The sequence below is a fragment of the Rhizobium sp. 16-488-2b genome (assembly GCF_017741815.1).
GTDB lineage: Bacteria > Pseudomonadota > Alphaproteobacteria > Rhizobiales > Rhizobiaceae > Rhizobium.
This window is the reverse complement of the sequence record NZ_JAGHMF010000007.1, coordinates 381,388-400,546: the sequence shown is the minus strand read 5'-3', so window position 1 is coordinate 400,546 and position 19,159 is coordinate 381,388. Positions and strand designations below refer to the sequence as shown.

The window sequence follows — 19,159 nt, the reverse complement described above, 5'->3', positions numbered from 1 at the left end:
CTCCCTCTTCACAATGCTCTTTCAAGGCGCTCAGAAAATGAGTCCGGAAACGCCTGCAGTGCCTTGAAATCAGCTCGCTTTGAGCCAGCCCGTCATGCGATCGACCGCCTCGGCGATCTCAGCTTCGGAGCCGGCGTAGGACATGCGCATGGCGCGATGTCCTTCCAGCGGATCGAAATCGAGGCCCGGCGTGGCGGCAACATCAATCTCGGTCAACATCCGCTTGGCGAACTCCATGCTGTCGTTGGTGAAGCGCGTCACATCCACATAAGCGTAGAAGGCGCCATCCATCGGCGAGGCGATCGTAAGGCCCATGTCCGGGAGACGCCGCATCAGGAAGTCCCGGTTGGCGGCGTAGCTTGCCCTGTAGACATCGAGCTCGGCGGAAGCGCCAAGCGCTGCGGTCGCGGCGATCTGCGATAGCTCCGGCGCAGAGATGTAGAGGCTTTGGGCGACCCGCTCGATCGGGCGCACGAGACGATCGGGCAGCACCATCCAGCCGATGCGCCAGCCGGTCATGCAATAATATTTCGAGAACGAGTTGATGACGATGGCTTCATCGGTCAGTTCGAGCGCGCTCGTCTCCTCGCCCGCAAAGGTGAGGCCGTGATAGATCTCGTCGGAAATGAAGGCGATCGAATTGGCCGAACAGTATTCCGCCAATTCCGCGAGCGCCTGGCGGCCCGTCACCGTGCCGGTCGGGTTTGCCGGGCTTGCGAGCAGAACGCCCTTCACGCGGACGCCGCTTTTCTTCTGGGCCGCCTCGATGCTCTGGGGCGTCAGCGTGAAATGCGTTTCGGCGGTGACGGGCACCTCGATGACCCGCAGGCCGAGCGCGCCGAGGATGTTGCGGTATGCGGGATAGCCGGGCCGGGCGATCGCAACCGCATCACCGGCATCGAAGAGCGACAGGAATGCGAGGTTGAAGCCGGCGGATGAGCCTGTCGTGATCGCGATGCGCGCGGGATCGATGTCTAGGCCGTGGCGCTCACGGTAATTCGCTGCAAGCGCTTGCTTCAGGCTCACAGTCCCCAGCGCATCGGTGTAGCCTATCCTGCCGTCATCCAGCGCTGCCCTTGCAGCATCGAGTGCGGCGCGGGGAGCCGGATGCGAGGGCTGGCCAACGGCCATTGAGATCACCGGTCGGCCACTTGCGCGCCGCCGCGTCGCTTCCGCCAAAACATCCATTGCGTGAAACGGCTCGACTGCACTGCGCTTGGAAATGGAAAACAATTACTCTGCTCTTTCGACTTCGATTTGCGGCCAGACAAATGCCGCATTAGTGAGATCTTCACAATCCCGCGACCAGATAACGAACACGAGAATTCCTGTTTCAATACGCCGGAATGCGCCGTATTTTTGTTGCTTCGCATTGCGTTCCGATCATGGGACTGTGATACCCGAAGCATTGAACGACCAAAATCACCTGCAAAGACGAGGATATCATGGCCATTCTCCCGAAAATCTTCACGGCGCTCGCGCTGACCGCCTCCGTAGCCTCCGCCCAGCCGGCAGCTGCACTCGATGATGCGCAGAAGAAGGAGTTCGGCGAGTTCATCAAGCAGTATCTGATTGAGAACCCGGAGATCATGCTCGACGTGCAGGACGCCCTGCAGAAGAAGCAGGAGACCGCGCGCCTGGTGAAGGCCAATGCGACGATCTCGGAAAACAAGGCGACGATCTTCGATTCCAAATACGACATGACGATCGGCAACCCGAAGGGCGACGTCACGATCGTCGAGTTCTTCGACTACAATTGCGGTTACTGCCGCCACGCGCTGACCGACATGCAGACTATGCTGAAGAAGGACCCGAACGTCCGCTTCGTGCTCAAGGAATTCCCGATCCTCGGACCTGAATCGGTTGCCGCCCACAAGGTGTCCGATGCCTTCCGCAAGATCGCTCCTGAGAAGTACAGCAAGTTCCACGTCGCCCTGCTCGGCAGCGACGGACGCGCCGACGAGGCGAGCGCCATCGAAGCGGCCCAGTCTCTCGGCGTTAGCGAAAAGCAGATCCGGGCGGAGATGGCCAAGAGCCCGAGCGACGCTTCCGTGCAGGAAACCTACTCGCTGGCGCAGAACCTCGGCATCACAGGCACGCCCTCCTATGTGATCGGCAACGAGCTGGTGCAGGGCGCAGTCGGCTATGACGACCTCGAGACCAAGGTCAAGAACATGCGGACCTGCGGCAAGACCAGCTGCTGAGCCAAGCCCCATCAAATTGCCAAAATCCCGGTGCTTCAGCCATGTGGACAATGTGGCGCGATTCCTGATGCCTTGTCCAAAGGGCTTTCATTAAGCCTTTGGTGAGTCTATAGGTTGCCCTCGCACATTTGACGGAACACTCGATGACGCAAACCATTTTCGTCCTGAACGGGCCAAACCTGAACATGCTCGGCAAAAGAGAGCCCGGCATTTACGGCGGCAAGACGCTTCAGGACATCGAGGCGGACTGCAAGTCGGCCGGGCGAGAGCTTGGCGTCGATGTCGATTTCCGTCAAAGCAACCATGAAGGTCAGCTCGTCGACTGGCTGCATGAAGCCGGCGACAAGGCCATCGGCGTTGCGATCAACGCCGGCGCCTACACGCACACATCGGTTGCGCTACATGATGCGATCCGCGCCATTTCCATTCCCGTTGTAGAGCTCCATATCTCCAACGTGCATGCGCGGGAAGAATTTCGCCACAAGTCGATGATCGCGCCCGCTGCAAAGGGTGTCATCGCCGGCTTCGGACCATATAGCTACATTCTGGCGCTCCATGCGCTAAAGAACGTCACCGCATAAAAAGACAGGGCAAAACTCATGGCTGAAAAAAAGAACGGTATCGACCAGGCACTGATCCGCGATCTCGCGAACATCCTCAACGACACGGATCTGACCGAGATTGAAGTCGAGCAGGACGATCTGCGTATCCGCGTTTCGCGCGCCGGCAACACACAGTATATCCAGGCGCCGATGGCTGCCCCTGCTTACGCCGCCGCTCCGGCAGCGATTGCAGCTCCGGCCGCAGCAGCGCCTGCCGCTTCCGCCGCACCGGCCCGCAACCCGGCCAACACGGTTTCCGCTCCGATGGTCGGCACCGCCTACATGGCACCGGCTCCGGGCGCGCGCGCATTCATCGAAGTTGGCGCGACGGTCAAGGAAGGCCAGACGCTGCTCATCATCGAAGCGATGAAGACGATGAACCAGATCCCTGCCCCGAAGTCGGGCAAGGTCGTTGAAATTCTTGTCGAGGACGGCAGCCCCGTCGAATACGGCCAAGCTCTCGTGGTCGTCGAATAAGGCGGACGTCATGGTCTCGAAAATCCTCATCGCCAACCGCGGGGAAATTGCCCTTCGCGTGCTTCGTGCCTGCAAGGAGCTCGGCATTCCCTGCGTCGTCGTTCACTCGACCGCCGATGCCGACGCCATGCATGTGCGCCTGGCCGACGAAAGCGTCTGCATCGGCCCGCCGCCGTCGCGCGACAGCTATCTGAACATTCATCAGATCGTTGCTGCCTGCGAGATCACCGGCGCCGACGCTGTACACCCCGGCTACGGCTTCCTGTCGGAGAACGCCAAGTTCTCCGAGATCCTCGAAGCGCACGGCATCACCTTCATCGGCCCGACCGCGGAACACATCCGCATCATGGGCGACAAGATCACCGCCAAGACGACGGCGCAGGAACTCGGCATCCCCGTGGTTCCCGGCTCCGACGGCGAAGTGAAGACCGAGGAAGAGGCCATCAAGACGGCCGCCGAAATCGGTTATCCGGTGCTGATCAAGGCGACTGCCGGTGGTGGCGGACGCGGCATGAAGGTCGCCAAGAGCGCTGACGACGTGATCGAGGCCTGGTCGACGGCCCGTACCGAAGCGGCTGCCGCATTCGGCAACGAAGCCGTCTACATGGAAAAGTACCTCGGCAAGCCGCGGCACATCGAAATCCAGGTGTTCGGTGACGGCGAAGGCAATGCCATCCATCTCGGTGAACGCGACTGCTCGCTGCAGCGCCGCCACCAGAAGGTCTGGGAAGAAGCCAACTCGCCTGCCCTCAACGTCGAACAGCGCATGAAGATCGGCCAGGTCTGCGCCGACGCCATGAAGAAGCTGAAATATCGCGGCGCCGGCACGATCGAGTTCCTCTACGAAAACGGCGAGTTCTATTTCATCGAAATGAACACCCGTCTTCAGGTCGAGCATCCGATCACCGAAGCGATCACCGGCATAGACCTGGTGCACGAGCAGATCCGCGTCGCCTCCGGCGGCGGTCTGTCGGTCACCCAGGATGAGATCCACTTCCATGGCCATGCCATCGAATGCCGTATCAACGCCGAGGACGCGCGCACCTTCGTGCCCTCGCCCGGCACGATCACGCATTTCCATGCACCTGGCGGTCTCGGCGTTCGCATCGATTCGGGTGTCTATCAGGGCTACAAGATCCCGCCCTATTACGACAGCCTGATCGGCAAGCTCATCGTGCACGGCCGCACCCGCGTCGAATGCATGATGCGTCTGCGTCGTGCGCTTGACGAGTTCGTGGTCGACGGCATCAAGACGACGCTGCCGCTCTTCCAGGATCTGGTCGACAACCAGGACATCGCCAACGGCGATTACGACATCCACTGGCTGGAAAATTATCTGGCCAGCAAGCCGGCTTAACCGCAATGGCCGGGTCGCGCAGGAAATCTCCAGGCATCACACCGGAAATTCTCCTGCGCGCCTATTCCATCGGCCTCTTCCCGATGGCCGAATCGGCTGATGATCCCGAGATCTTCTGGGTCGAGCCCGATCTTCGCGGCGTTCTGCCGCTCAATGATTTCCACGTCTCCAAAAGCCTCGCCAAGACCGTCCGGCGCAAACCTTTCGAGATCCGCTTTGACCATGACTTCGAGGCTGTGATCGCGGCATGCGCGGAGGAGACGTCAGGTCGCCCGAGCACCTGGATCAACCAGACGATAAGGTCGCTCTACGCATCGCTCTTCCGCATGGGACACGCCCATACCGTCGAGGCCTGGGACGGCGACCAACTGGTGGGCGGGCTTTACGGCGTGTCGCTGGGTGCCGCCTTCTTCGGCGAGAGCATGTTCTCGCGGCGCACGGACGCCTCAAAAATCTGCCTCGTGCATCTGGTGGAGCGGCTGAAGGAGAAGGGTTTCGTGCTGCTCGACACCCAGTTCACCACCGAGCACCTGAAGACCTTCGGCGCCATCGACGTTCCGAAGGACGAGTACGAGCACATGCTCGCCAAGGCGATGGGTTCGCCGCATCTGTCTTTTGCACAGTAAAATACACCTTCACGTTGACGTTACTCCCAAGTCGCATATGGTCGCGCCTTTAACGGGAGTATTGTTCATGAAGTTGAAAATTGCCGCACTGACATCCGTTTTCGTTCTGGCAGCAACGCTGGCTCAGGCGAAACCATATCAGGAGATGTTTCCGGGTGCGGATCGTTTCGGGGATGCCGACAAGGCTATCCTGGAAAAGATCGACTTTCAGCAAGGCGCGATCAAGATTCCGGGCGCGAACGCCACCCTCAATATTCCCGAGGAATTCTACTATCTCAGCCCGGCCGACGCACGCCGCGTGATCGTCGACATTTGGGGCAATCCGCCGCAAGCGGGCGAAGGAACGATGGGAATGGTCTTCCCCGCCAAATACGCTCCGGTTGAGGGCGAATCATGGGGCTCTGTCGTCGAATATAGTGCTGACGGCTATGTCACCGACGTGGATGCTGCATCCACCGACTACGACGAGCTGCTCCGGAACATCAAGGACTCGATCGCGGAAACCAATCCGGAACGCGAGAAGCAGGGTTTCGAGAAGATCACGCTCGTCGGCTGGGCGTCGCCCCCGCATTACGACCAATCCGCGCATGCGCTGCATTGGGCGCGCGATCTCATCTTCGGCGACGACATGAGTCAGCCGCACACACTGAACTATTCCGTGCGCGTCTTTGGGCGCGAAGGCGTCTTCATGTTCAATTTCGTGGCGGGAATGGACCAGCTGAAGGAAATTCAGTCAGCCGTCCCAGACGTCCTGACCATGGTCAAATTCGACAGCGGCAAGACCTACAAGGACTATGAAAGCGGAGACAAGCTGGCAGCCTATGGTATGGCGGGCATGATCGCGGCCGGAGCCGGCGCAAAGGTCGCGGCCAAAGTCGGACTGCTCGCAATGGCAGCCGTTTTCTTCAAGAAGGCCGGCGTGATTGTTCTTGTCGCGGGAGCAGCGCTATTGCGGGCCCTAAAGGGACAATTCTCCCGCAAGAAGCCCTCGGCGTGATCGCAGAGGGTTAGTTCGTCTTGGCGTCGGGCGCAGGCACGTCCGACGTCGCCTTGCAGTCCTTCAGCCAGACGTCATAGATCGGGTGCTCGACGGCGTTGAGACCGGGGCTGTCGGCGAACATCCAGCCGGTAAAGATGCGGCGGATCTTGCGGTCCAGCGTGATCTCGTCGACTTCGACGAAGCCGTCGATCTTCTGCACTTCGCTCTGGTCCCGTGAATAGCAAGCCTTCGGCGTAACCTGCAGCGCGCCGAACTGCACCGTTTCGTTCACATAGACGTCGAATGTGGTGATGCGGCCGGTGATCTTGTCGAGGCCGGAAAAGACGGCGACAGGATTGTCGATGCGGGCGGCCAGAACCGTCTGCGGCAGAAAGGACGAGCCAAGCGCCAGGGCAATGCCGGCGGCACGCAGGACGGGGTTCCGCGTGAGAAGCTTCATATCTTTCCGTCTCCACCGCATTTCAAAAATAGAAGGCCGCAGTGTCTGCGGCCGTTCTGCGGGTATAGGTCAATTGTGGCCAAAAACCGGGCCGGACTGGCTGCTATATCAGCTGCCGGGCGTCCATGCGTCGTAGTCGCCGGTGACGCGCGGACGTTCGCCGGCAACGGCGAGCGAACCCGGCGGGCGGTAAGCCTGCGGCGAACCGGTCGGGTTGGCGCGGTGTCCCTTCTGCCATTCCTTGGCGACATAGGTCTCCTTGGACGGAGGTACGTCGGTGCGGTAGTGCATCCAGCCGTGCCAGCCCGGCGGGATCGCCGATGCGTCCGCGTAGCCCTTGTAGATCACCCAACGGCGCGGAAGGCCGAAGGAGGTGGTGCCGCCTTCGTAATAGACGTTGCCCAATTCATCTTCGCCGACGCGCTTGCCGAAACGCCAGGTCGCGAAGCGGGTACCGATCGTCTGACCGTTCCACCAGGTGAAGATTTGCAGGAGGAGAGTTTTCATGTCTTTTCCTTGTGCCTGCCTTGGGAGCAAGCGGGACCAGAATTCGATCCTTCGCTTATGCCGCCAGCAGCGCCTGTTGTCCAGTGATTCCGAAGGCAAAAGGGTTCATTTCAGCGCCATCTTGAAGCCGAGATGCGAGGGCTCGAAACCGAGCCGCTCATAGAAGCGATGGGCATCCTTGCGCTTGGCATTGGAGATGAGCTGCACGCGCGGAAGGCCACGCGCCCTCGCCTTTTCGATGCAGAATTCGATCATCCGGGCGCCGATGCCCTGCCCGCGCATGTCGCCGCGCGTCTGCACCGCTTCGATGATCATGAAAGACGTTCCGCGGCCTGTCAGCGTCGTGGTGATCACGGTCTGTAAGGTGCCGACGACTTCGCCGGCGAGTTCGGCGACGAAGAGCGTCTGGTCGGGAGAGGCCGCGATAGTCTTAAACGCGCGCTCGTAATCCGGCAGCGCGTCTTCGGAAACCGTATCGCCGTGCCCACCGACATCATCGGCAGCGAACATGGCGATCAATGCCTTCAGATCGTCCAGGCGGGCTTCGCGAATGATGATCTCTTTGGCCATTTGAAACGTCTCAGTAGCTGGCGAGCGGTTTTTCGAGGATCAGCGCCGGTACTCCGGATTGGCCGGGGCCATTGTTTTCGCTCTGACCGACATCGGCGAAACCGAGCCGGTGATAGAACGTGATCGCCGCCTCGTTGCGCGGCTCGACCTCGAGCCGCATGATCTCGGCCGCCGGAAAGCAGGTTTCGAGCTCGGCGAAAATATCGCGGCCGATACCCTCGCGCTGAAGCGAGTGGCGCACGTAAAGCAGATGCAGAATGACCGTCTTCGTCATTTCGCCGGACATGGCAGCATAGCCGACGCCACCGATTTCCTTGCCGTCATCGGCCACCAGAAATTCGGCATTCTTGTTTGCCATGCGCGTCTTTAGCGCCGCGGGCGAGAAGAGCGTTGAGACCAGTTCATCAACCTTCGGGGCGCCGAGCAGCGCGTCGTAGGTCGCATGAAAGGTTTCGACCAGGAGAGCGCGAACCTTGTCGAGATCGCGCTCGCTGGCGGTGCGGACGAAGTAGACCATTTTCTTCCTTCCGGCATCGGCTATCCGAAAACCGCTTCACACTTTTCGGCGATGCCGGATGACCTATTCCTCGACGATGCCGAGCTTGGCCTTGACCAGAGCCTGGACGGCCTGCGGGTTGGCCTTGCCGCCGGTCGACTTCATCACCTGGCCGACGAACCAGCCGGCGAGAGCAGGCTTGGCCTGAACCTTGGCGACCTGATCCGGGTTGGCGGCGATGATCTCGTCCACGGCCTTTTCGATGGCGCCGGTGTCGGTGACCTGCTTCATGCCGCGGCTTTCGACAATCTCGGTCGGGTCGCCGCCTTCGCTCAGAACGATTTCGAACACGTCCTTGGCGATCTTGCCGGAGATCGTCTCGGCCTTGATGAGGTCGATGATCGAACCGAGCTGAGCCGCAGAAACCGGAGTCGATTCAATATCCTTGCCGAGTTTGTTCAAGGCGCCCAAGAGGTCGTTGATGACCCAGTTGGCCGCCATCTTGCCATCGCGACCTTCGGCAACGGCCTCGAAATAATCGGCGATCGCCTTCTCCGACACGAGCACGGAGGCATCGTAGATCGACAGACCGAGTTCGCGCACGAAGCGCTCCTTCTTGTCGTCGGGCAGCTCGGGCAGATCGGCTGCGAGTGCCGTGACATAGGCGTCATCGAATTCGAGCGGCAGCAGGTCGGGATCGGGGAAGTAGCGATAATCGTGCGCGTCTTCCTTGGAGCGCATCGAGCGCGTCTCGCCCTTGCCGGCGTCGAACAGGCGGGTTTCCTGGTCGATCACGCCGCCGTCCTCGAGGATGGCGATCTGGCGGCGGGCTTCGTATTCGATCGCCTGGCCGATGAAGCGGATGGAGTTGACGTTCTTGATCTCGCAACGCGTGCCGAAGCCCTCGCCCGGGCGGCGCACGGAGACGTTGACGTCGGCGCGCATGGAGCCTTCGTCCATGTTGCCGTCGCAGGTGCCGAGGTAGCGCACGATCGAGCGCAGCTTGGTCATGTAGGCCTTGGCCTCATCCGACGAACGCATGTCCGGCTTGGAGACGATTTCCATCAGGGCGACGCCCGAACGGTTGAGGTCGACATAGGACATGGTGGCGTGCTGGTCGTGCAGAGACTTGCCGGCGTCCTGTTCCAGGTGCAGGCGCTCGATGCCGATCTCGATATCCTCGAACTGGCCCTGGCGATCCGGGCCGAGCGAGATCACGATCTGGCCCTCGCCGACGATCGGATCCTTGAACTGCGAGATCTGATAGCCCTGCGGCAGGTCGGGATAGAAGTAGTTCTTGCGATCGAAGATCGAACGCTTGTTGATCTGCGCCTTCAGGCCGAGACCGGTGCGGACCGCCTGGGCGACGCATTCCTCGTTGATCACAGGCAGCATGCCGGGCATGGCGGCATCGACGAGCGAGACGTTGGAATTCTGCGGCTTGCCGAACTCGGTCGAAGCGCCGGAGAACAGCTTCGAATTGGACAGCACCTGCGCATGGACTTCCATGCCGATGATGACTTCCCAATCGCCAGTGGCGCCGGGAATGAAGCGTTTCGGATCAGGCGTGCGAACGTCGACAAGGGTCATGGAAATGCTCTTTTGAGGCTATCTTATTCAACTGGTGAGGTAACGGAAATGGCTTGCCGGTGCAAGGCTTTCGGCATGGTCCCGGGCATTGCGACCCGTGCAGCCGGCATTTTTCGGTTGTTAACGGGCCGCCGCTAAACTTCGCCAATGCTTCTCGCCGATATCGCCAAAATCATCGGACTGTTCACAGCCTGGAACGGGCTGGTGTTTACGATCTACTTCGTCGACAAGCAGGCCGCGCGCTATGGGCAGTGGCGCATCAGCGAAAAGACCCTCCTGACGCTTGCCTTCCTTGCCGGAAGCCCCGGCGCGGTGAGCGCCCAGCAACTGCTGCGCCACAAGACCCGCAAGGAGCCGTTTCGCTCGGACCTGATGGCGATATGCGGCTTTCATCTGTTTGCCGTGATCGCGCTCATAGCAGCAATCACGGCGAGGATGCTTGGGCTGATCTAGAAAGCTCCGTAAGGTCCCTCGCCCTGCGATGATACCGGCTTCGATAGTCCGACCGAGGGAACATCGCGGTCGAGCTTGGGATTATAGGCGACCGACAGCCAGTGAATTGAATAGCCGTTCTTCTTGAAGAAGGTGATCGCCTCGTTGTTTTCGGCGTGCGTCTGCATCATCACGCTGTCGAGTCCCTGCTCCGCCACTTCCTTTTCGATCGACTGCAGCAGAGCCGAGCCAAGGCCATGGCCGGTGAATGACGGATCGATCCAGAAGTCGGAGATCGTTTCGTCAAGATTTTCGCGCGCGGCCCATCCGGCCGTGTGGCCGTTCCATTCGATGACGGTGATGGTGAGCCAACGGGTCTCGGCGGAGTTCATGAAGGCGCTGCGGGCGGCCGACGCCATCGCATCCGCCTCGCCGATCGGCGCCATGGCCTTCTGCCAGGCGCGCAGGCCGATCTCGCTCAAAACCTCGGCTTCGCCCTCATGGGCATTGCGAATAGTGATCAATCAGAACCTCCGAAACACCGAGGAAAGTAAACCACCGAATCAGGCCATCTCAAAGCCTTCCGTAACGTCAGGCGAGCCTTGTCCTGCATTGCAGCAGACGGGGCTTGCTCGACGCCGACCTTGACGCCGACGGGGCCGAAGCCTATCAAACCCTCATGTTGAGATCGCAATCAGAGACCCGGTAAAGGCCCTGCCCGCAAGTTTTCTTGCGCGCATGGGCCCGACGAGAACGAAGCCCTGACGTCCAACGCGGACGCCAGATCGTTTTTGTGCGCCTTAAACGGCGCGAGACCGGATCAATATCTCCATGGATATTTCACGCGCGGAACAGCGCATCTTGCACTTGCTGGCCCAAGGCGGCCGCATCGAAATCGAACGCGACGACAAAAAGAAGATCGAAGCCGTCAACTGCCTCACCCGCGACGGCTGGCTCTACCCCGGCTTCGACCTCGAGCTCTTCCGAAGGCTCAAACGGCTGAAGGCGATCAGGTCGCAGACCGGACAGCCGTATCGGATCACCGAACGGGGGCTGCAGCTGGTGCGCTCGCAGCTGGACAACCGATGACAGGGAAACGGCGCCGCTCAGGTGGCGCCGTTTTATCGCCTCAGCGTTGAAGCAGGCGATATTTTGAAAGCTGGAGACCGGTGTCACTGTAACCGGTCACTTTACCGCTGCAGCTATCGTCCACCACGACATGATTGCCGGTGGCGGCGTCCATGGTCGCAAGGCTGATCTTATGCCGACGCTCCAGATAGCTGTAAAGCGCCCAGTCCTCGGCGCTGGCCCCGCAGGCGGTGATCGTACGTTCGCACGTTCCCGATGCCGGGCAAACGTGATCGGCAATGCGCCCAGCGTTGGCGATGGTATCCGCATCCGTCCCGGGGCGACCGATGTTGAAGCCGACGAGAGCGACGCTCAGCGCAAGTGCCACGGCCAAACCTAGCGACAGCCGCCGATATGACCGCGCATTCAGCGCCTGAAGCGCTCGAAGAACGATCGGTGCGCTCGCAATCGCGAATGCCGATGCGAAATAGGCGAGCGATGGATTGAAGTAGAAGCTGGCGACGCGCGGGCTGACGAGCAAGGGAAGCGAGGCGGAAAAACCGATGAGCGCCAGGAAGGTCGCGGTTCTTCGCCGCGCCCGGCTTACATCACGCGGTACTTCGGCACGGCTTCCCCAACGCCGATCGCAGAGCACGATGATGAGCGTGACGATCGCCGGATAGGCGTTGACACGTATGAAGGCACGCACGGCGTTCCAGTTGCCGCCACCGCTGCCGCGCTGACCAGTGAGGCTCGGCAGCAGCTGTATCGAGAGATAGCGCTGGATCGCCTCCCGGGCGTCGTCCAGCTGCCAGAGGACTGCAAAGAAGACGACAACTGTCGCCGTCATAACCACGGTGTCAGCGATGACGGAGATTAGGCTTCGACGACGAAATGCCAGCCACCATATTCCCGGCGTTGCAAGAGGGAACAGGCCGACCAAGCCTTTGGTCATCAGCGCCAACGCCACCAATATGCCTGCCGCGATCATCAGGATCGAACGCAACATGGCCTTCCCGCGATCTGCGCAATCATAGGCAACGATGACGCAATAGGCGGCAAGCGACGTGAAAACGATCAGCAGGTTTTCGAGCATACCGTTGGTGAAGCCCCAGCTGACACGTCCTGCGCCGAGTGCCATGGCCAAAGCCATCGGGCCCGCCAAACGAAGCTCCGGATCGCTCGCGTGAAGCCTTTGCCAAATCTTCAGCAGAATGAAGCCGCTGACGATCAGTGTCATCAGCGAGAAGCATTTCTCGACCGCGATCGTGTCTCCGAACACAAGAAAGCCAATCGCCTCAAGCCACATCATCAAGGGCGGATGTTCAGAGAAGACCGGGAACAGGGTCTCCGAAAACTGCAGCCGCCAAGGGGATCCAACGCCTTCAGCCAAATTGCGGGCGATGCTGGCGTAGATGGCGCCGTCAAAGAACATCGATTGATGCATGAGCTGACGCAGCACCAGCAGGGAGACGACGATGGCAAGAATGATCCAGAGAGGCTTTGCAGCATCCACGGTCTTGGACTGCATGGGGTGCGCCTCGCCTATTTCCAGATGAACTTGTTGGCGATCACGAACTTCCAGACCGTATCGATCGCGATGCCCGCGAGCGTGGCAAGGAAGACAACGTGCACCAGCCGTTCATAGGCAAGGGTTGCGGCCGAAACATTGGCGACGATCCCGACGGAAGACACAAACAGGAACTTCAGATAGCCCCAAAACTTGTTCATGCCGCGCAGCCGGCGATCCTGGAAGGTCAGCAAGTTGTTGAGCAGGAAGTTGCTGGTTGCAGCCACCAGCGTGGCCACTGTCTGTGACGCCATGAAGGGCACGGAAAGCGCCAATGCGCTGTAGAGAACCGCCAAGTGAACGAAGAGGCCCGACCCTCCTACGAACAGGAAGGAGATCAGGTTCGCTGGTACGATGCCGCGGGTCATCTTGCTAAGAAGGAAGGTGACGAATTTCCAGATAACATAGCTGTCGAGCTTGGATTCGCCGCTAAGCCGCGCCTGGAAATCAAAAGGCACTTCGGCGTGGCGCAGTTCCTTGTGTGAATAGAGGATATCGAGAAGCAGTTTGAAGCCTGCGTCTCCAAGCTCCGGTGCCACACGCAGAAACACCTCACGCCTGATAACGAAGAAGCCGGTCAACGGATCGACCAGTCGGCGCCCCAAAACGAAGCTACTCAGCCAGTTGCCAACCTTCGACAAGGTATTGCGCACCGGCGACAAGGCATCCGCCTGACGCTCATCGTCCAATCTGCGGGCGGCGCTGACGATGTGCAGATCATCCTGGTTCAGTCGATCGACCAGTTCCTTGACCACCTCAGGATCATGCTGACCATCGACGTCCATCACGCAGAGCAGTCCGCCCTTTGCGGACAGCATGCCCTGAATGCTCGACTTTGCGAGGCCTCTATCCTTGAGGCGTGTGATTATGCGTATCCTTGGATCATCCGCAGCATAGTCGAATACCTTCTGCGCCGTACCATCGGCGGAGTTATCATCGACGAAGATGATCTCCCAATCCTTGTCACGGAGGGCGACTTTCGTACGCTCGATGAAAGGAATGACGTTTCCCGACTCATTGTATGTCGGCGCGATAATAGAAATACGACTTGCAGGCAAAGCGTGATCCACCAATAGAAAGCAACCGCACCTAGCAGGTCGTTAAGCAAAAATAAAGCGAGATACATCGATGATCGGCGTCGGCAATTTGGATACTTTCGACACCTGTAAAATCGCGGTGGATAACCACTTCGAGGAACGCCGCTGAGGCGCCGTTTTCACCTGGCCAGCAACGCTTGGCGCATGGCGGTCCATTCATCGCCGAACGAACCCCTAGCAACCGGCTGGCCCGCCAGCCGATACCAGTAACCGGCATTCCAGGTATCGCCTTCGATGCGGTGACAAAGTGCGTGGCCCCAATCGAAAGGCTGCTCGCCTTCGTGGGCCTGGCTGATGTCATGCACGGCCTTCCATTCGGCTCCCATCACAAAATCCGCGGCGGCCAGGCGGTCGAAAGCCTCAATGAGTGCTGCAATCTGCGATGCCATAAGCTTCTCCTCCACTTGGCGCATCTAAGAGGCGTGAGACTTCCCTGCCGCAAAACCGACTTCGCCGACCAGCATGTGGTCGGCGATCGTCATGTCTCTGATGTTCAGTCCGCTTACCACCACTTGGCGGGGGTGAAGCGGCCGGCGGCTTGTTCGATGACGTGGGCCGTCTTGAACAGGGTTTCTTCCTCGAACGGCTTGCCGATCAGCTGCAGGCCGAGCGGCAGGCCTTTGTGGTCGAGGCCGGCGGGGACCGCGATGCCGGGAAGGCCGGCCATGTTGACGGTGACGGTGAAGATGTCGTTCAGGTACATCTTGACCGGATCCGATGCCAGGTCCTCATCCGCGATGCCGAAGGCGGACGACGGGGTGGCGGGCGTCAGGATGGCATCGACGCCAGCGTGGAAGGCGAGGTCGAAGTCGCGCTTGATCAGCGTGCGGACCTTCTGGGCCTGGATGTAGTAGGCGTCGTAGTAGCCGGCCGAGAGAACGTATGTGCCGATCATGATGCGGCGCTTGACTTCCTGGCCGAAGCCGGCGGCGCGGGTCTTCTCGTACATGTCGGCAATATCCTTGCCATCGACGCGCAGGCCGTAGCGCACGCCGTCGTAGCGCGCGAGGTTCGAAGACGCCTCGGCAGGTGCCACGATGTAATAGGCCGGCAGCGCGTACTTCGTGTGCGGCAGCGAGATGTTGACGATCTCGGCGCCGGCATCCTTCAGCCATGCGATACCCTGCTGCCAAAGCGTTTCGATTTCTTCCGGCATGCCGGCGACGCGGTATTCGTTCGGAATGCCGATCTTCATGCCCTTGAGCGACTGGCCGAGCACGGCTTCGTAATCGGGAACAGGCAAATCGACCGAGGTCGTGTCCTTGGCATCGACCGAGGCCATGGACTTCAGGAGGATGGCGGCGTCGCGGACGTCGCGGGCGATCGGGCCGGCCTGGTCGAGCGACGAAGCGAAGGCAACCGTGCCCCAGCGCGAGCAGCGGCCGTAGGTCGGCTTGATGCCGACGGTGCCGGTGAAGGCGGCCGGCTGGCGGATCGAGCCGCCGGTGTCGGTGGCTGTGGCGCCGGCGCAAAGATGGGCTGCAACGGCAGCGGCCGAGCCGCCCGAGGAGCCGCCGGGAACCAGCTGCTGGTTCGAGCCTTCAGCGCGCCAGGGGTTGATGACCGCGCCGTAATGCGAGGTCTCGTTGGAAGAGCCCATGGCGAACTCGTCCATGTTCAGCTTGCCGAGCATGACGGCGCCGTCGTCCCACAGGTTCTGCGTGGCGGTCGATTCGTAATGCGGCTTGAAGCCGTCGAGGATATGGCTGCAGGCCTGGGTGTGGATGCCTTCGGTGGCGAAGAGATCCTTGATGCCGAGCGGAATGCCCTCGAGCTCGCCACCCTTGCCGCTGGCAAGACGGGCATCAGAGGCTTCGGCCATCTGCAGCGCCTTCTCAGGCGTCACCTTGATATAGGCGTTGAGCTTGTCGTTGGCCGCCTCGATCGCCGAGATATAGGCCTCGGTGAGTTCGGTCGCTTTGATTTCCTTGGCGCGCAGCTTGGTGCGGGCTTCGGCAATGGTCAGGCTGGTGAGTTCGCTCATGATGGTTCGCTTCAAATCTTGAATGGCAACGAGGTCGGAAAGCGGCGGAAGGCCTTATTCGACGACTTTGGGCACCAGGAAGAAATTCTGATCGGTAACGGGCGCGTTGGAAACGATATCGGCGGCCTTGTTGCCGTCGGTGACGTCGTCGGTGCGCTTCTTCATCAGCATCGGCGTGACCGAGGTCATCGCTTCGACGCCTTCGACATTGACTTCGGAGAGCTGCTCGACGAAGCCCAGGATCCCATTCAACTCGCCGACCATGCGGTTTGCCTCATCTTCGGAGACGGCAATACGGGCAAGGCGCGCAACGCGCTTAACGGTGGCTAGGTCGACGGACATCATATTCTCCGGATGGGATTTTCCCACACGCTATAAAGGCCATGCCCGCTGTGTGCAACGGGCATGGCCTTTCGTTCATTCAGATTTCCGCCCTTTCAAGTCGGGGCGAAGTGCGATTGCGTCAGAGAACGACGCTCTCGCTCGGCTTGATCGCCTTTACCTCGGTCTTCGATCCTTCCATGCCGGCGACGAACTTTTCCGGTGTCTGGTCGATGATCGGGAAGGTGCCGTAGTGGCAGGGGATCGCGGTCTTGAAGTTGAAGTAGCGCTGGCAGGCGAGTGCCGCCACGGCACCACCCATGGTGAAGCGGTCGCCGACCGGGACGAGGCCGATGTCGGGCTGGTGCAACTCGTTGATCAGTGCCATGTCGGAGAAGATGTCGGTGTCGCCCATGGCGAAGATCGAGGCTTCGTCGTCGAAGTGCAGCATCAGGCCGTTGGCACTGCCGAGCGCGTGGGAAACACCGTCCTCGGTGATCTGGGCGGAGGAGTGCAGCGCGTTGGTGAAGGTGGCCGAGAAGCCGCCGAGCGGAACCGTGCCGCCAGTGTTGCCCATCTCGATCTTCGAAACGCCCTTGGTGCCGAGCCAGGAGGCGAGATCGGCATTGGCGAGAACGACGGCACCGGTTTCCTTGGCGATGGCGACGGTGTCGCCGACGTGGTCGCCGTGGCCGTGGGTCAGCAGGATATGGGTGACGCCAGCGGTCACGTCCTTGATGTCCTGGCCGGCGAACGAGCCGTTATGCGTCAGGAATGGGTCGAGAAGGATGGTTGCCTTCGCGGTCTCGATGCGAAAGGCGGAATGGCCTAGCCAAGTGATCTTCATGAAATCTGTCCTTTTATTAAGTGATGCAAAAGCTTGTTTCGATGGGTATGGAGATAACCGATACCGCCGCAAAGAAAAGCGGTCGAGGCTTCAATTTCTTTTGACGGGATGAAACGACGATGACGGTGCTGACGATCGAGGAACTGGCGGCCGCACTTCAGCCGGGACAGGCAATTGCCGGTCTCGACCTCGGCACCAAGACGATCGGGCTTTCGATGTCGGATCTCGGCCGGCGATTCTCGACGCCGCGCCCGGTCATCAAGCGCGAAAAGTTCACCATCGATGCCGAGGTGCTTCTGGGCTTTGCCCAGAAGGAAAAAGTCGCGGCCTTCGTCATCGGCCTGCCTGTCAATATGGACGGATCGGCGGGACCGCGGGTCCAGGCCACGCGCGCCTTCGTGCGCAACATGGAGCAGAAGACGGCCCTGCCCTTCGTCTACTGGGATGAGCGGCTGTCGACGGTTGCCGCCGAGCGGGCGCTGCTGGAAATGGACGTGTCACGCGCCAAGCGGGCTGAACGCATCGATTCGGCGGCCGCGAGCTTCATTCTTCAGGGCGCTCTGGACAGGCTGTCCTTGCTTGGAAGGGCGGCGCTCGAAGAACCGGACGCCTGACGTCCCCGCCACCAGGCGGCGATCTTCTTGCGCCTGCGGAAGGCCATGATGGCGAACACCACGAGGCTATCGACAACGACGGCGCGGGCGACTAGCGGCGGGATGGTTTCGGCCGGAATGCCGAGGATATTGGCGTAGACCTGGAAGGTCAGGTCATGGGCCTGACGCGTGAGCATGAAGATGCCGAAGCTCATGTCGTAGTAGGATAGCCAGTACCAGCCCGCCAGAAACACGATCGGACCGGCCCAGAAGATCAGGAACCACTTCATGCGGTCGCCCCTCTTTGTCGCTTTGCGAATGGCAGATCAAGCGAGACCAGCCATGTCGATAATGCCATCAAACCCAGCACCAGGGCCGGCACCGCGATATCGAGCGCGAGCACGGCAAAGAACATCATCGCGGCAACGAGGAACATGATTCTCGCGATTTTGGTTCGCATGGTTCCAGACAACTCAAACTTTGAAACTGTCTGGTAGCCTGACTTCTTAAACACTCCGGCGCAACGTAAACCATTTGTTAAGGTTAACAGCCAAGCGGGAGGCTGTGGGAAAGTTTCGGCCCAATCAGCCGTAAACGCCGCGAACGATGCGTTTGAGGGCCTGCTCCGCCTTCTCCCAATCCTTCGACGCCTTCAGCGCCAGACCGGCGCACTGCCCGCCGGCCGATGCCGAGAGGACGATGTGCTGGATGGCGGCGATGAGAACCGCGTTGACGGCGACTGCGTCGACGCCCTTGGGCGGTGTAAGCGAGCCGCGCATGCGCTCCAGCCAAGCGGCCAGCGCCTTGGAACGTGCTTCGGAGAGGCGGCGAACCTGCTCGGTGTTTTCGGAGACCTCCCAGGCGACGATTCGGCGCATCAGCGGGTCGTCGCGCAGCGCCTGGAGGAAGAGCAGCGACAGGCGTTCCATCAGGTCGCCATAGGTCAGCAGGAACATGCCGCCTGTGTCCTCGGGAATACGGTCCTTCACCCAAGTGCCGAGATCGGCGCCGATCGCGTCGACAAGGCCATTCAGGCCGCCGTAGTAGCGATAGATCAGCTGCTTGTCACAGCCGGCCTTGCGGGCCACGGCGTTGATGCCGAAGTTCTGGAACCCCTCTTCCGCGAGCAGCGCCTTGGCGGCGTTGAGGATCGCCTTTTCAGTCGCGCCACGGTCACGCACACGCTTTTCCGGTTCGGCCTGCGGTGCGCTCGCGATGGGGGTCAAAGGCATGGGGTCATTCAGCATCAGGGACTCGGGTTTCATGTGTCACTCATCGGTGAGTAACAACACCGCCCCAAACCGGCAACGGCGAACCCCTTGAAAGATTGTGGATTGTTTTCAGGCCATGCGAGCCCCGGCAGCGCAATGTCGCCGATC

25 protein-coding genes are annotated in these 19,159 nt (G+C 60.5%); 9 read left to right on the top strand and 16 right to left on the bottom strand.

Annotation, left to right across the window (positions count from 1 at the left end):
* Positions 1-69: 69 nt before the first annotated feature.
* Positions 70-1,233, bottom strand: coding sequence for a pyridoxal phosphate-dependent aminotransferase (locus J5286_RS08235; RefSeq protein ID WP_209189893.1), 1,164 nt, complete (start codon positions 1,231-1,233; stop codon positions 70-72).
* A gap of 212 nt (positions 1,234-1,445) precedes the next feature.
* On the opposite strand from J5286_RS08235, the gene J5286_RS08230 reads away from it, so the two are divergent.
* From J5286_RS08230 to J5286_RS08205, 6 genes are all read left to right on the top strand, one after another.
* Positions 1,446-2,204, top strand: a complete 759-nt coding sequence (locus tag J5286_RS08230) for a DsbA family protein (protein ID WP_209189892.1) — start codon at positions 1,446-1,448, stop codon at positions 2,202-2,204.
* Positions 2,205-2,347: 143 nt separating this feature from the next.
* Positions 2,348-2,785 (top strand): type II 3-dehydroquinate dehydratase, encoded by a 438-nt coding sequence (aroQ, locus tag J5286_RS08225; protein WP_047510061.1) that lies wholly within the window; start codon positions 2,348-2,350, stop codon positions 2,783-2,785.
* 18 nt (positions 2,786-2,803) lie between these two features.
* Positions 2,804-3,283 (top strand): acetyl-CoA carboxylase biotin carboxyl carrier protein, encoded by a 480-nt coding sequence (gene accB, locus J5286_RS08220; protein WP_112941510.1) that lies wholly within the window; start codon positions 2,804-2,806, stop codon positions 3,281-3,283.
* A 10-nt stretch (positions 3,284-3,293) separates the two neighbouring features.
* Positions 3,294-4,640 carry an acetyl-CoA carboxylase biotin carboxylase subunit gene (gene accC, locus J5286_RS08215; RefSeq protein WP_209189891.1) on the top strand — a complete coding sequence of 449 codons (1,347 nt, stop codon included), beginning with the start codon at positions 3,294-3,296 and terminating at the stop codon, positions 4,638-4,640.
* 5 nt (positions 4,641-4,645) lie between these two features.
* Positions 4,646-5,266: a leucyl/phenylalanyl-tRNA--protein transferase gene (gene aat / locus J5286_RS08210; protein WP_209189890.1), complete on the top strand. Its 621-nt coding sequence runs from the start codon at positions 4,646-4,648 to the stop codon at positions 5,264-5,266.
* Between the two features lie 67 nt (positions 5,267-5,333).
* Positions 5,334-6,263, top strand: coding sequence for a DUF2167 domain-containing protein (locus J5286_RS08205; protein ID WP_209189889.1), 930 nt, complete (start codon positions 5,334-5,336; stop codon positions 6,261-6,263).
* 10 nt (positions 6,264-6,273) lie between these two features.
* Here the strand turns inward: J5286_RS08205 and J5286_RS08200 are convergent, their stop codons facing one another.
* The 5 genes from J5286_RS08200 to gatB all read right to left on the bottom strand — a co-directional run bounded on the left by J5286_RS08200 (position 6,274) and on the right by gatB (position 9,868).
* A complete protein-coding gene (locus J5286_RS08200; RefSeq protein WP_113010746.1) occupies positions 6,274-6,705 on the bottom strand; it encodes a DUF2155 domain-containing protein in 432 nt (143 codons plus the stop codon).
* Positions 6,706-6,813: 108 nt separating this feature from the next.
* On the bottom strand, positions 6,814-7,212 hold the full coding sequence (locus J5286_RS08195; protein WP_018900154.1) for an NADH:ubiquinone oxidoreductase subunit NDUFA12: 399 nt from the start codon (positions 7,210-7,212) through the stop codon (positions 6,814-6,816).
* A 105-nt stretch (positions 7,213-7,317) separates the two neighbouring features.
* Positions 7,318-7,782, bottom strand: coding sequence for a GNAT family N-acetyltransferase (locus J5286_RS08190; protein WP_209189888.1), 465 nt, complete (start codon positions 7,780-7,782; stop codon positions 7,318-7,320).
* Between the two features lie 10 nt (positions 7,783-7,792).
* Positions 7,793-8,299, bottom strand: a complete 507-nt coding sequence (locus tag J5286_RS08185) for a GNAT family N-acetyltransferase (RefSeq protein WP_209189887.1) — start codon at positions 8,297-8,299, stop codon at positions 7,793-7,795.
* A gap of 63 nt (positions 8,300-8,362) precedes the next feature.
* Positions 8,363-9,868, bottom strand: coding sequence for an Asp-tRNA(Asn)/Glu-tRNA(Gln) amidotransferase subunit GatB (gene gatB, locus J5286_RS08180; RefSeq protein WP_209189886.1), 1,506 nt, complete (start codon positions 9,866-9,868; stop codon positions 8,363-8,365).
* Positions 9,869-10,015: 147 nt separating this feature from the next.
* On the opposite strand from gatB, the gene J5286_RS08175 reads away from it, so the two are divergent.
* Positions 10,016-10,321 (top strand): DUF1294 domain-containing protein, encoded by a 306-nt coding sequence (locus J5286_RS08175; RefSeq protein WP_209189885.1) that lies wholly within the window; start codon positions 10,016-10,018, stop codon positions 10,319-10,321.
* Here J5286_RS08175 and J5286_RS08170 read toward each other — a convergent pair.
* Positions 10,318-10,824, bottom strand: a complete 507-nt coding sequence (locus J5286_RS08170) for a GNAT family N-acetyltransferase (protein WP_209189884.1) — start codon at positions 10,822-10,824, stop codon at positions 10,318-10,320. The two genes, J5286_RS08175 and J5286_RS08170, sit on opposite strands and share 4 nt — an antisense overlap.
* A 307-nt stretch (positions 10,825-11,131) precedes the next feature.
* Here J5286_RS08170 and J5286_RS08165 point away from each other — a divergent pair, with 307 nt between their 5' ends.
* The gene (locus tag J5286_RS08165; protein ID WP_209189883.1) at positions 11,132-11,389 is read left to right on the top strand and encodes a YjhX family toxin; all 258 of its coding nucleotides are present in this window, start codon (positions 11,132-11,134) and stop codon (positions 11,387-11,389) included.
* A 40-nt stretch (positions 11,390-11,429) separates the two neighbouring features.
* On the opposite strand, the gene J5286_RS08160 is transcribed toward J5286_RS08165, so the two are convergent.
* The 6 genes from J5286_RS08160 to J5286_RS08135 form a co-directional block, all read right to left on the bottom strand.
* A complete protein-coding gene (locus J5286_RS08160) occupies positions 11,430-12,899 on the bottom strand; it encodes an ArnT family glycosyltransferase (protein WP_209189882.1) in 1,470 nt (489 codons plus the stop codon).
* A gap of 14 nt (positions 12,900-12,913) precedes the next feature.
* Positions 12,914-14,008, bottom strand: coding sequence for a glycosyltransferase (locus J5286_RS08155; protein WP_348529247.1), 1,095 nt, complete (start codon positions 14,006-14,008; stop codon positions 12,914-12,916).
* Positions 14,009-14,154: 146 nt separating this feature from the next.
* Entirely contained in the window at positions 14,155-14,424 is a 270-nt protein-coding gene (locus J5286_RS08150) for a hypothetical protein (RefSeq protein ID WP_209189880.1), read from the bottom strand.
* 113 nt (positions 14,425-14,537) lie between these two features.
* On the bottom strand, positions 14,538-16,019 hold the full coding sequence (gene gatA / locus J5286_RS08145) for an Asp-tRNA(Asn)/Glu-tRNA(Gln) amidotransferase subunit GatA (protein ID WP_209189879.1): 1,482 nt from the start codon (positions 16,017-16,019) through the stop codon (positions 14,538-14,540).
* Between the two features lie 54 nt (positions 16,020-16,073).
* A complete protein-coding gene (gatC, locus tag J5286_RS08140) occupies positions 16,074-16,361 on the bottom strand; it encodes an Asp-tRNA(Asn)/Glu-tRNA(Gln) amidotransferase subunit GatC (protein WP_018900164.1) in 288 nt (95 codons plus the stop codon).
* A gap of 121 nt (positions 16,362-16,482) precedes the next feature.
* Positions 16,483-17,187: a metal-dependent hydrolase gene (locus tag J5286_RS08135; protein ID WP_209189878.1), complete on the bottom strand. Its 705-nt coding sequence runs from the start codon at positions 17,185-17,187 to the stop codon at positions 16,483-16,485.
* Positions 17,188-17,306: 119 nt separating this feature from the next.
* On the opposite strand from J5286_RS08135, the gene ruvX reads away from it, so the two are divergent.
* Entirely contained in the window at positions 17,307-17,801 is a 495-nt protein-coding gene (gene ruvX / locus J5286_RS08130) for a Holliday junction resolvase RuvX (protein ID WP_209189877.1), read from the top strand.
* Here ruvX and J5286_RS08125 read toward each other — a convergent pair.
* The 3 genes from J5286_RS08125 to J5286_RS08115 form a co-directional block, all read right to left on the bottom strand.
* Positions 17,738-18,070 (bottom strand): DUF6105 family protein, encoded by a 333-nt coding sequence (locus tag J5286_RS08125; RefSeq protein ID WP_018900167.1) that lies wholly within the window; start codon positions 18,068-18,070, stop codon positions 17,738-17,740. The genes ruvX and J5286_RS08125 overlap by 64 nt on opposite strands.
* Positions 18,067-18,216, bottom strand: coding sequence for a hypothetical protein (locus J5286_RS08120; RefSeq protein ID WP_018900168.1), 150 nt, complete (start codon positions 18,214-18,216; stop codon positions 18,067-18,069). The genes J5286_RS08125 and J5286_RS08120 overlap by 4 nt, the downstream gene beginning before the upstream one ends.
* Positions 18,217-18,364: 148 nt before the next feature.
* Positions 18,365-19,027: a TetR/AcrR family transcriptional regulator gene (locus tag J5286_RS08115; protein ID WP_209189965.1), complete on the bottom strand. Its 663-nt coding sequence runs from the start codon at positions 19,025-19,027 to the stop codon at positions 18,365-18,367.
* Positions 19,028-19,159 lie beyond the last annotated feature (132 nt).